We start from the raw sequence: 12,172 nt of genomic DNA, 5'->3' as shown, positions 1-12,172 counted from the left end.
CCAACGAGGAAAGACGACGGAACCGCCCCATGCGACTCGAACGGCGAAAACACCGGGTCCGGCCCGCGCTGGAACCGCTGGAAACACGGGCCGAACCGGCCGCCGACCTGTCGGTTGACGACCGGCTGTCGGCCGCAGGGGTCGTCAACTGGCTTCCCTTGGAAGTGGACACCGCCGGTGTTCTCCAAGCCGAGGCCACACCGGACGCAGGTTCGACCGAAGGCCTGCGGCTGACATTGGCCACCGCTGACAACACCATTCTGATGACCTCCGAGGGCGCTTCCGGCAATCCGCTTTCCGGGCAAGTCGAATTGCATTTGAATCCCGGTTCCTACCGCGTCGGAGTGTCGGCCGGGGAATCTGGTATCGCTTATCATCTCTCGACTCATCTCACGGAAGCTGCCTCTCCGACGGCACCGTTGGAAAGCCCCGGTTATCCGAAAGGAGTGGCCGTCGGCGATCTGAACGGCGATGGCTTTGCAGACATGGCCGTGGCCAACCGCGTAGCCGACACGGTGAGCCTGTGGTTTGGAAACGGCGACGGGACGTTTCAGCCTCCCCGCGATCTGGAACTTCCGGAGGATCATCAACCGCAGGCCGTGTTGATGGCGGATTTGAACGCCGACGGCCGGCCGGACATTGTGACAGCGAACTCGGGCGACGATGGTTCGCTAAGCGTGTTTCTGGCCGACAAGGCCAACCCCGGTTCGTTTCTCCCCCGGCTAGACGTGCCTGTCGGAGGAAGTCCGGTGGCGGTGGCGGCAGGCGACCTTGACGGCGACGGCCACATCGACTTGGCCAGCGCCAGCCGCACCGGCCAGAGCCTGAGTGTCCTCCGGGGCAGCGGGGACGGAACCTTTGAAGAACTTGCGGAAATTCAAGACACCCTTGAGCCATCGGCCGTGGCCATTGCTGATGCCAACGGGGACAACAAGCCCGATTTGGTCTGGACTTCCTATCAAGACGGCTTCGTGAAAATCTTGCCAGGAACCGGCGATGGCACGTTCGATCCGAACGGGGCGAAAAGCGAATATCAAGTCGGCAATGGACCGGTTGCCCTGCTGGTCGAAGACGTGACGGGCGACGGCCGACAGGACGTTGTGACGGCGAACAATCTTTCCGGCACGGTCAGCGTGCTGGCGGGAAATCCCGATGGAACCTTGTCGGCGATGGCTCCGGTGCCCGTTGGCTCAGCCCCGGTTTCCGTGGCCGTCGCCCGTGCGGATGGAAACACAACGCCCGATTTGGTGGTGGCGAACCGTGACGACACCCTGAGCGTGTTGCTTGGCGCCGGGAACGGGACATTCGGCCCGGCCGAGGAACTGGCCGCCGGATCCGATCAGACGGCCGCCGCCGTGGCCGACTTCAACGGGGACGGCAAAACCGATCTCGTCTCGGCCAACGGCACGCCGGGCGAACTTCGCGTGTTGCTCGGAAACGGCGACGGCACCTTTTTGTCTCCGAGGGCGTTCATCGTTGGCCGAAAACCGGCCTCAGTGGCTTTGGCCGACATCGACGGGGACGGCGTGCCGGATGCCGTCAGCGCGGGCAATAATTCTAACACCATCGACGTGGCCTTGGGCAACGGCGACGGCACATTCGGAAACAGCAAGAGTTTTGCCGTCGGACAAGGCCCGACTTCGGTTTCCCTTGCGGACCTTAACGGAGATGGCCGGATCGACGCGGTTTGCTCGAACGAAATCGACAACACCGTCAGCGTGTTGCTCGGAAACGGCGACGGAACTTTCCTGCCAGCGGGAACCTACCCGGTCGGCGACCGGCCGCAGGCAATTGTTGCCCGCGATATTGACGGAGACGGCATACCGGATCTCGTCACCGCCGATGCCGATTCAAACACTCTGACCGTGTGGTGGGGAAAAGGCGACGGCACCTTTGAGAACCAACTAACAATTGATGATGGCGAGGGACCAATCGCGGTGACGGTGGCCGACATGAACCAAGACGGCCGGCCGGATTTGGTTTCGGCCAACGAACAATCCAGCGATTTAAGCGTGATCTTGAGTGATGCAAACGCCCCCCGGTCGTTCCAACCACGGTCGAACGTGAATTTGGGAAATGACGCTTTTCCCGTCTCGGTGGCGGCGGCTGACATCAACGGGGACGGACTGCCCGATCTGGTTTCCGGAAGCAAAAGCGGAATTGTCGCCGTGTTCACGCAAAACCCGGTGGCTGGAATCGGAGGCGAACCGTTCCAACGACTTCCGGATGTTCCCGCCGGAAGCGGGCCTTATGGGTTGATCGTCACCGATTTGAACAGCGACGGCCATCCGGATTTGGCTGTGTCCGACAGCCTGACCGGCGACGTGAGTGTTTCGCTCGGCGACGGGAACGGCCAGTTTCAAGATCCGTTCACGGTACCCGCAGGCAAAGGGGCGATTTATCTGGCGACGGCCGATCTTAACGATGACGGCCGCCCTGACTTGGTCACGGCCAATTCACGTGAATCGACGCTCGGTGTGTTGCTCGGCCCCTTTGACAATGCCGATTCGCCGACCGCAAGCACACCGTTGCGTTCGGCCCCGCCTCGGTATTCTCCGGTGCTGGTTGATCTGGATGGCGACGGGTTGACCGACAGCATCACCCGCGACCGCTCTGGCAACATCCTGTTTCGCAAGGGGCAAAATGATGCGAATCAGCCGTTCGCGGCCCCGAGGCTGTTAAACGCTTCGCCGGATCAGCGGGCGCGAGATATTGTCGCTTGGAACACCGGTGATGGCGAGGCCATCGCCGCGATTGATCTGGAACCGGACGCCGAACTTTCCACCGGCGATACACCCGTTTACCGCATCTCGAAATATACCGTGAATGCGACAGATCAGGTGAAACGGGAACTGGCATTCACCACCACATTGCTCCCGACCGGAATCGCATCGGGGAATCTTGATGGATCAGAACGTGACGCCTTGATCCTGATTCACGCCTTGAACAACCGCGTGACAATCGCCCTGCCCGACCGCTTCGACTCGCCGATTGTCCGGCCGACCGGTGAAAACCCGACGAACGTGCTGGTCACCGATGTCGATGGCGATCAACGCCCCGATCTGCTCATAAGCGATTCGGTGGGCGGCGACGTGACAGTCCTTCACAACGACACGGGACACACGTTCACCGACGCGACCCGCTTTCGTCTTGGCGGCGACTTGTCCGGGGCCGACGACACGGGGTCGGTTCTTTCCTACCGAAAACCGGCCGGTCTGGTCGCCGGAGATTTCTTCCCCGGCGGCGGGCCGGACGATCTCGCGGTGTTGCTGCAAGGAAGCCACCAACTGGCCGTGCTGAAAAACAACGACCGTGGCGGCTTCCTAAATCCAAGCGATCAATGGGTGACGCCGACCACCCGTGGCCAAACCACCAGCGATCTGCCCGGTCCCTTGGTAAGCGGTAACTTCGACAGCGACAACATCACCGATGTCGCCTTCTTGGATCGGGATTCGGGAGAGGTGTGGGTCTATCGCGGATTGGGGAACGGCCATTTTGAATTCTTGGAAACCGTCCCGGCGGGGGTGATGCCCGAGGGGTTGACCGCTTGGCAGAATCCGAACACCAATCGAACGGATCTCCTCGTCGGCGATCCGTTCGGGGATGTCCTGCGGTTGGCGGGAGACGGTGACGGCCGTTTTGAACCGCCGCCGCCGCTGACCGGGACACAAACCTCGCTGGCCGTGATGGATGGGGCCGATACGTCCGAAAAGCAAGTGCTGGTGGTCAACCAGAAAACCAACGAGGCCAATATCCAAACAGTGACGGCCAAAGGCAAAACACAAAAACTGACCACACTGACCGCCCCGGCCTCCGATACCCAACAAGCTCCCGGCGATGGCATCTGGGCCAACCTCAACAGCGGGTCTTCACCCGATTTGATTGTCGTCGGAACCGGCAGCAACGACGTGGTGATCTATCGTTCCCTCGAACCGGACGCGAACGGCCGGCCTTCGTTCGCCCCGCCCGAACGATATGCCGTGGGAACCAACCCGGTGTCTGTTCTCGCCCAAGACATCAACGGCGACGGCATCAAGGATTTGCTGGTCACCAACCGGGGGTCCAACGATGTGTCGATCCTGTTCGGCGGGCTTGCCTCCGGGCATTGGACGGCGACGCCCGGCCCCCGTGTTTCTTCCGGCGGCATTGCGCCGGTGGCCTCGACGCTGCGTGATTTGAACGGCGACGGCCGTCCCGAATTGATCGTGACTAACAGCCAGAGCGGGCCGGGGGCGACAGGCGGGAGTCTGGTCGCCATGTCCGATCGCGGCTTTGGATACTTCAATGCCAACACCGCCCAAGTGACGCCGTTGCCGGGGATTCCGCTGACGCCACCCGTGTTTGTTTCGGGATCGGGTGTTGTGCCAATGGGTGATGGCAACCTGCTCGGGATTGATCCCAACACTCTCCGACCGGTCGGTGATGTCTTTGACGGCGGCGGGATTCGGGAGATCAACGCACTTTCCGACGGCCGATTGGTCGCTTACCGGGATGACGGGGTCGAAGTGTTGAGTGCCGATTCAAACGGTCTTTATCATTCCGGCTTGGAACTGGCGCCGCTTACCGGCATCCCTTCCGAACCAACGGCGTTGGAAGTGTTGGAAACACAATCGGGTTTTCGGGCACTGGTCGCATCGGCCGGTTCCGATCAACTGTTTGTCTTCGATCTGCCTGTTTCGCAAGGAGTGGGGCTGGAAGGTTCTCCCACCGAAAGCCCGGTGGTGTCCAAGACGACGGTTCTGAGTCCTAATTCGCTTGCGGTAGTCGTGACGCTGCTGGCAGGCGGGTTATCCGAAGACGGATCGCCAGACAACGGCAATGGTGACGACACGGCAGAAGTCGTTGCTGATGCCCCTGTGACTCGTCTGGGTGTCCAAGTGGTGGAAGAAGAAGAGAACGTCAGCGTCGCGCACGGGCAAGCGGAACCTGTCAAAATCCTGCCGAGCGCGGATGCCGAGCGAGAACTGGAAGGGACACGACTTTACCGGCCGACCGAGGAATCCGTCGACCCCAAGGAAAAGACTGCCGCTCCTTCCGGGAAAAACGACCAGGTCGAATCGGCGAAGCCTTGGAATGACGAAACCATCCGGGAAGACATAGACTTGGCGTCCGACGATCCACCGGAAAAGGAAAACGATGTCAAATCGGAGGAAATACCCTCACCGCTGTCGCAATCGAAGAGTGATGTGTTTGCAACAGTGATGTGGATGACGTTTCTGGTGACAGTCATGTTGCAACCGAAACTGGCGGGAACGAGGAGACCATCACTCCCCGGATTGAGCACTGTTCCGGCGGGTTCTGCGTAAACGCCGACGTTGCCAATCATGATTTGCTCGCGGCAAATTCTTGCCATGTTCCACTTGCACACGTTACAATCAAACTTCTCTCCCTCCCGATTGATCCCGCCGCCGGTCCTTTGAGAATCCCGCCTTGTTGCATTCATCCCTGCTTTCCCGTCGCAGTTTCATCAGCCTCGGCGCCGCCGGATTGGCGGCCCTTCCGGCATTGGCCGCCGGGAAGCGGGCGGCGGCGAAATCGGTTTTGGTGATCTTCGAGCAAGGCGGGGTGTCGCACATGGACACGTTCGACCCGAAACCGGAGGCCCCTGCCGAGCATCGCACGCCGTTCAAAACAATTGACACAAACGTGCCGGGGATTCGCTTCACCGAACTGCTGACGAAAACAGCCTCTCATGCCGACAAGCTCACCATTGTTCGCTGCATGACGCAACCAAAACCCGGCATCGGCAACAGCCACCCGAAGGGATCGCAATACATCTTCAGTGGCGAAAGCCCCGGCGGGGCCGAAGAAATGCCAGACATTGGATCGGTCGTGTCGCACCGGCTCGGTTCGTCGGCCCGGAACCTCCCGCCGTATATCATGGTTCCGGGAACCAGCGAACAACAGGATAACACCCGGCTCGGGTTTCTGCCACCGCAGCATCGCGTCTTCAAAACCGGCGGCAAACCCCATGAACCAACTTGGACCGTCCCCAATCTGGCCCTCGCGGGAATCGCCCCGGAGCGATTCAAGGACCGGGCTGATTTGTTGAGCAATCTCGATGTGGGAATCCCCGGCGCCGGTCAGGCGAAGGATTCTCGCATCCTGATGAGCGTCCGCGAACAGGCCGAAGACATGCTCACGAACCCAGCCACCCGCAAGGCGTTCGACCTGCAAGCCGAGCCAATTCGTGTCCGCGAATCCTACGGGTTGGGGCATCGCGGGCAGTGTTACCTGCTTGGCCGAAAGCTGATCGAATCTGGCGTTCGTTTCGTGACGATTGATTGCCGCGAGCCCCCGGCCCCGCAATACCCCGGCGGCGGCAACATGAACTGGGACCACCACGACCACATTTATTCACCCAAAGACACCAGCATCAAAGGCGGAGGGGCCGGAGCCGGACGCTGGGGCATCCAGACATGGCCGATGATGGGTTCGACCGACCAAGCGTTTGCCGCCCTGATCGGGGACATGCACCAACGGGGATTGCTGGAGGAAACGCTTGTCTGCTTCGTGACGGAGTTTGGCCGCACGCCGCGCATCAACGACCGCAAGGGGCGGGACCACTGGACCCATGCGTTCAGCTTCGCCTTCGCCGGGGCCGGCGTGCCGGGAGGACAGATCGTCGGGACCACCGACTCTGAGGGCGGGTATATCACCAGTCCCAAAGCTTACACGATTGAAGATTACGCCGTGACGATTTACGAGAAACTCGGGATCGACACTTCCAAACCGATCCACACGCCCGCCGGTCGGCCGGTCTATCCGGGCAAGGACGGCCATGCCATTCCGGAATTGTTCTAATCAGGAGCCTGTGACGATGCGTTTGTTTTTCAGTCTCCTGATTTGTTTTACAGCGACGGGCATGGTCGCGGCCGATGCGCCGGTCAAAATAGAAGTCCATCCAGCCAAGTTGCTGCTTGGCTCCAAACGGGCCACCGGGCAAATTGTCGTCACGGGGCATGAGTCCGGCGTGGGCTTTCGTGATCTGACGGCCGAGGCCACTTATGCCGTTGGCGAACCCCTCGTGGAAGTTCAAGAAGGCCGGGTGAATCCGCTGAAAGACGGCGAGACGCACATCTCCGTCTCGGCGGGCGGCCAGACGGTGAAAATTCCGGTCACCATCACCGGGCAGTCGAAACCCGATCTGGTGCGATTTCGGACGGAGACGCTGGCCGTTCTCACCAAGCAGGGTTGCAATAGCGGTTCGTGTCACGGTTCGCCGGACGGCAAAGGCGGGTTCGGTCTTTCTCTGTTCGGCTATGATCCGGTCGCCGACGCGGAGAGCATTGTGCGGGGAGGATTGAATCGGCGGGTAGACTTGTTCAACGCGACAGACAGCCTGCTCCTGAAAAAGCCGATGATGCGGGTCGATCATGTCGGCGGGAAGCGACTTAACAAAAACGATCCCGGCTACGCCATCCTGCACGACTGGATCAGTCAGGGAACCAAAACGGACGATGGAAATCTCCCGACTTGTGTGAAACTGGTGGTGTATCCGGGACCGGCCCGCGTGCTGACGACGCCGCATCTCACACAACAATTGAGCATCACCGCCGAATTCGCCGACGGAAGTTCTCGGGATGTCACAACGCTCGCCACTTACGACGTATCACACAAGGAAATCCTATCCGTGTCCGACCGGGGCCGGGTGACCGGATTGAAACGCGGTCAGGGGGCGGTGTCAGTTCGTTATTTGAATCACTTGGAATCAGTGCATTTCACGATCATCGAGCCTGTCCCCGGTTTCCGATGGAACGACCCGCCGGAAGCAAACATGGCCGACAAGCATATCCACACGAAGTTGAAGCAACTTCAGATTCAACCATCCGGGCAATGTGACGACGCCACATTCATTCGCCGCGTCTTTCTCGACCTGACCGGATTGCTGCCGTCATTTGAAAAAACGAATGCCTTCCTCACGGACACAGCCACCGACAAACGGGCCAAAATCATTGATGAATTGCTCGAATCCGAGGAATTCGCCCGCTACTGGGCCTTGCGAACCGCCGACCTGATGCGGGTGAATGTCAAGACGCTCCCCGAAGGCCGGGCGGAGTTGCTCGGCCGCTGGCTCATTGAGGGTTACCGCAAGAACACCCCGTTCGACCAAGTGGCGAAGGAAATCCTCACGGCCACCGGCGATGGCTTGGCTGTTCCACCGGCGAATTATTTTCTGGCCATCCCCAGTGCCGAAGACCTGACGGAAACGACCGCCCAGTTGTTCATGGGGTCGCGGGTGAATTGTGCGAAGTGCCACAATCATCCCTTCGAGAACTGGACGCAGGAAGATTACTACCGCATCTCGGCCGTCTTCGCCCGAGTCAAGAAAACAGGAAAGATCGTTTCGATCTCTGCCGACGGGGAAACCAGACACCCGGCCACCGGAAAAACGCTCACCCCGTTCGGCCCCGCGACAAGTGATCCAAAGGCCGACCGGCGGCTGGCTTTTGCCGACTGGCTGACGAAACCGGGCAATCCCTATTTTGCGAGAGTCGAGGTCAACCGCATCTGGGCCAGATTGTTCGGCCGGGGAATCGTCCATCCGGTGGACGACTTCCGCTCGTCCAATCCCCCGGCGATTCCCGAGTTGTTGGATGCCCTGGCCGCCGATTTCGAGCGAACCGGTTATGACCGGAAACACATCATCCGGTTGGTGTGCAATAGCCAGACATATCAACGATCAGCCGCGACGAACAATTTCAACGAAGCGGACGATGTTCTCTTCTCGCATTACCCGGTGCGACGCCTCAGCGCGGAACAACTGCTTGATGGTATCGGCCAAGTGACGGGCACCCTCCACACCCCGGCTGAGTTGACCGTGGCGATTGCCACCGCCGAGAAACAGGCGGCCGCAAAACCGAATGACAAGCGGGCGCAGACCACACTGCAACGGCTGAAAGACCGGAGCGAATACGCGACCCAACGGCTGACACCAGAACAATCGGTGTTTCTCAAAGCCTTCGGCCAGCCCAAACGGGAAAGCCCTTGTGCCTGCGAACGGATCGACGAACCGACCGTGGATCAGGCGTTGCAATTGTTGAACGGCCCCATCGTCGCCAACCGGTTGGCCAAGGCGGCGGAGGCTTACGGCAAACTCACTGACGAAGAACTCATTCGCCAACTGTGGCTGACCGCCCTCGCCCGTTTGCCGAACGCCGCCGAATCGGCCAAAGTCCTGCCGCTGTTGAAGAAATCAGCCAGTCGGCCCGACACGATCAAAGACTTGGTTTGGGCAGTGATCAACACGCGGGAATTTTTGCTCCAACACTGACACGGGTTGCCATGAGTCATTTTTTCCGATCTGTCCATTGGCTGGCGTTGGCGATCATCGTCGCGTCCGTATCTGCCCCGTCATTGGCGGCTGACAAAGTGTTTAGTGTTGAAATCGCCCCCGTATTGGTTTCCCGGTGTATAAGTTGCCATGCCGGGCAAAAGGCAAAAGGGGACTATCGGCTACACACCTTCAAGAACCTCACAGAACCCGGCAATTCAGACAGCAAACCGATTGTCCCCGGCAAACCGGAAGAATCAGAACTCTACCGCCGGTTGGTGACCGCCAAGGCGGCCGAGCGAATGCCGCCGGGGGACGATCCGCTGACTGCGGATGAAATCGCGGCGATTAAAAGCTGGATCATCGCCGGGGGAACCTTTGACCGGCCGGACCCCGCCGCTCATCTGCGGTCAATTCTGCCGCCGCGGAATCACCCGTTATCTCCGGAGAAATATCCGGCCCCAGCGGCGGTGTTCGCTCTGGCGTTCTCTCCGGACGGGAGTGAACTGGCCGTTGGCGGCGTGAACGAAATCCTCATCCGTGATGTGTCAACCGGCAAACTGCTCCGTCGATTGCAGCGCCTCCCGGCCCGCATCCATTCGATCATATACTCGGCCGATGGCAAATCCCTTCTGGTCGCGGGCGGCACATCGGGCGAATATGGCGAAGTATCATTGGCCGACGCCCAAACCGGCAAGCGTCTGCGGGTGTTCGGCTTGTTTGACGACATCGTGTTGTCGGCGGCTTTCTCGGCGGATGGCAAAACAATTGTTGCGGGCAGCGCCGACCGCACGGTCCGCGCGTACCAAGTCTCCGATGGCGCCGAACTCTGGCGAAGCGCGTTGCATTCCGATTGGATCACCGGCGTGGCCTGGAGCAAAGATGGCCGGTTTGTCGCCACCGCCAGCAAGGACCGCACGGTGAAAGTGCTGGAGGCCGCGACGGGAAAACTATTCACCACCTTCAACGGCCATCGTCGCCAATATGCCCCGCACGCGGGACAATTCGAGGTGTATGCGTTGGCATTTGACGCGACAGGAACGGCCTACTCGGCGGGGGGCGGGGCCGCGATTCGGGCATGGGAACCTGAGAAAACCCGCGAAGAGAACGGCAGCGCGGCCGACATGGAAGAACGATTCAAAAAAGCCGGCCACACCCGCTATCTGGACTTCCCCGCCGGCAAGCCAGTTTTTGCGATGGTCCTTGGCGACGGGCAACTCTTCTCGGCCGGCGGGGATCGCCTGATTCGCCAACATGATGCCGCCACCGGCAAAATCGTCCACGAATTCACCGGCCATGCCGATTGGATTTATGCCGTCGCCGTCCATCCCGCCACGAACCATTTGGCCTCCGGCGGCTTCGACGGCGAGATCCGCATTTGGGACACAAAGACCGGAAACGGACTGGCCACTTTTAAAGCTTCTCCGAATTGAGCCGATGCTTCGCCGGAATTCGTCAAGCCTTCTTGGCGTGAAGGTTTGGCAGGAAGGCCGTCAACAAACCAATCAATGGCAGGAATGAACAAACGCGGTAAACATAACCGACGCTTGTCTGGTCCGCCAGCCAGCCGAGCAGCGCCGCTCCCAACGCCCCCATGCCGAACGCAAAACCGAAGAAAAGACCGGCCACAGAACCGACTCTGCTCGGCACCAATTCTTGGGCGTACACCACGATAGCCGAGAAGGCCGACGCCAGGACAAGCCCGATGGGCACTGTCAACACGACCGTCCAAGACAAACTGGCATAAGGCAACGCCAAGGTGAACGGCAGCACGCCAAGGATCGACACCCAGATCACCGCCTTGAACCCAATCCGGTCGCCAATCGGACCGCCGACGAGCGTTCCCACCGCCACCGCCCCGAGGAACACAAACAGATAGATCTGAGCGGCCTGAACCGACACGTCAAACTTATCGATCAGGTAAAAGGTGTAGTAACTGGTCAGGCTCGCCAGGTAGAAATTCTTGGAGAACACCAGACACAACAAAATAGCAATGGTGATCGCCACCCGGCGACGTGAGAGGCCCGTGTTCAATGTTCCGGCGGTCTTCTTCGGACGGTTCGCCAGATGCGCCCGATACCAATGGCCGATCCGGACAAGGAAAACCATCGCAAGGATCGCCGCGACAGAAAACCATGAAATACTGCCCTGCCCTTGTGGCACAACGATGAACGCGGCCAAGAGAGGCCCCAATGCCGAACCTGCGTTCCCGCCAACCTGAAAGAACGATTGGGCCATTCCATGCCGCCCGCCCGAGGCGATTCGGGCCACCCGCGATGCCTCGGGATGGAAGACCGACGACCCGATCCCGACCAGAGCGGCCGCGCAAAGGATGGTCGAAAAGTGAGATGCCACGGACAGCAAGAGAAGTCCCGCGAGGGAGAAACCCATTCCCAACGCCAGAGAATATGGCAGAGGTCGGCGGTCGGTGAATGTGCCGATCAGAGGCTGCAACAGGGATGCCGTCAATTGAAAAGCGAGAGTGATTAACCCGATCTGGGCATAAGTGAGTGCGTAAGTATCTTTGAGAAGCGGATATACGGCGGCAATCAACGATTGAATCAGGTCGTTAAGCAGATGGGAGACACTGAGACCCACCAAAATGGCGACGACCGTTCCACTCGTCTTCGCCTTTGCACTATCTCCTTCAATCTCACCCACCACTTGCCTCCCTGTCTCAATCCTCATCAAGAGGATATGACTTGTCCTCGCCGAAAGTGGCGAGGTAATTTTTGTATGACATGAGGGCTTTGCCAACTCTTTGGTTCGCGGATCTTCATGCCGGGAGTTCGGGCGATGTGCCCTCCACGCCGTCTCCGTTGGGAATATCATCTTGTGACCCGTCGGCGGCTGCGGTAGTCTTTCTTCATCCGTCGCTTGTCAGTGATTTTCCCTCAA

At 59.8% G+C, this 12,172-nt stretch carries 5 protein-coding genes; 4 read left to right on the top strand and 1 reads right to left on the bottom strand.

What is annotated here, in order from left to right; all coding sequences use genetic code 11:
• The first annotated feature begins 29 nt into the window (after nt 1-29).
• The 4 genes from BGIM_RS56995 to BGIM_RS0105605 all read left to right on the top strand — a co-directional run bounded on the left by BGIM_RS56995 (nt 30) and on the right by BGIM_RS0105605 (nt 10,707).
• Nucleotides 30-5,306: an FG-GAP repeat domain-containing protein gene (locus BGIM_RS56995; protein ID WP_020468819.1), complete on the top strand. Its 5,277-nt coding sequence runs from the start codon at nt 30-32 to the stop codon at nt 5,304-5,306.
• A 124-nt stretch (nt 5,307-5,430) separates the two neighbouring features.
• Nucleotides 5,431-6,804: a DUF1501 domain-containing protein gene (locus BGIM_RS0105615; RefSeq protein WP_020468818.1), complete on the top strand. Its 1,374-nt coding sequence runs from the start codon at nt 5,431-5,433 to the stop codon at nt 6,802-6,804.
• A 16-nt stretch (nt 6,805-6,820) separates the two neighbouring features.
• Nucleotides 6,821-9,274 carry a DUF1553 domain-containing protein gene (locus BGIM_RS48850; RefSeq protein ID WP_020468817.1) on the top strand — a complete coding sequence of 818 codons (2,454 nt, stop codon included), beginning with the start codon at nt 6,821-6,823 and terminating at the stop codon, nt 9,272-9,274.
• An 11-nt stretch (nt 9,275-9,285) separates the two neighbouring features.
• A complete protein-coding gene (locus BGIM_RS0105605) occupies nt 9,286-10,707 on the top strand; it encodes a WD40 domain-containing protein (protein WP_020468816.1) in 1,422 nt (473 codons plus the stop codon).
• Nucleotides 10,708-10,729: 22 nt separating this feature from the next.
• Here the strand turns inward: BGIM_RS0105605 and BGIM_RS0105600 are convergent, their stop codons facing one another.
• A complete protein-coding gene (locus tag BGIM_RS0105600; protein ID WP_052639674.1) occupies nt 10,730-11,962 on the bottom strand; it encodes an MFS transporter in 1,233 nt (410 codons plus the stop codon).
• Between the last annotated feature and the right edge of the window lie 210 nt (nt 11,963-12,172).

Source organism: Zavarzinella formosa DSM 19928 (assembly GCF_000255705.1).
Lineage (GTDB): Bacteria > Planctomycetota > Planctomycetia > Gemmatales > Gemmataceae > Zavarzinella > Zavarzinella formosa.
The sequence above is the reverse complement of the archived record's forward strand: the minus strand, read 5'-3'. Positions and strand labels throughout refer to the sequence as shown.

What these genes read in the sequence shown, in the direction of transcription:
- BGIM_RS56995 (WP_020468819.1), top strand. Translation starts at nt 30, where the DNA reads ATGCGACTCGAACGGCGAAAACACCGGGTCCGGCCCGCGCTGGAACCG.
- BGIM_RS48850 (WP_020468817.1), top strand. Translation starts at nt 6,821, where the DNA reads ATGCGTTTGTTTTTCAGTCTCCTGATTTGTTTTACAGCGACGGGCATG.
- BGIM_RS0105605 (WP_020468816.1), top strand. Translation starts at nt 9,286, where the DNA reads ATGAGTCATTTTTTCCGATCTGTCCATTGGCTGGCGTTGGCGATCATC.
- BGIM_RS0105600 (WP_052639674.1), bottom strand. Translation starts at nt 11,962, where the DNA reads ATGAGGATTGAGACAGGGAGGCAAGTGGTGGGTGAGATTGAAGGAGAT.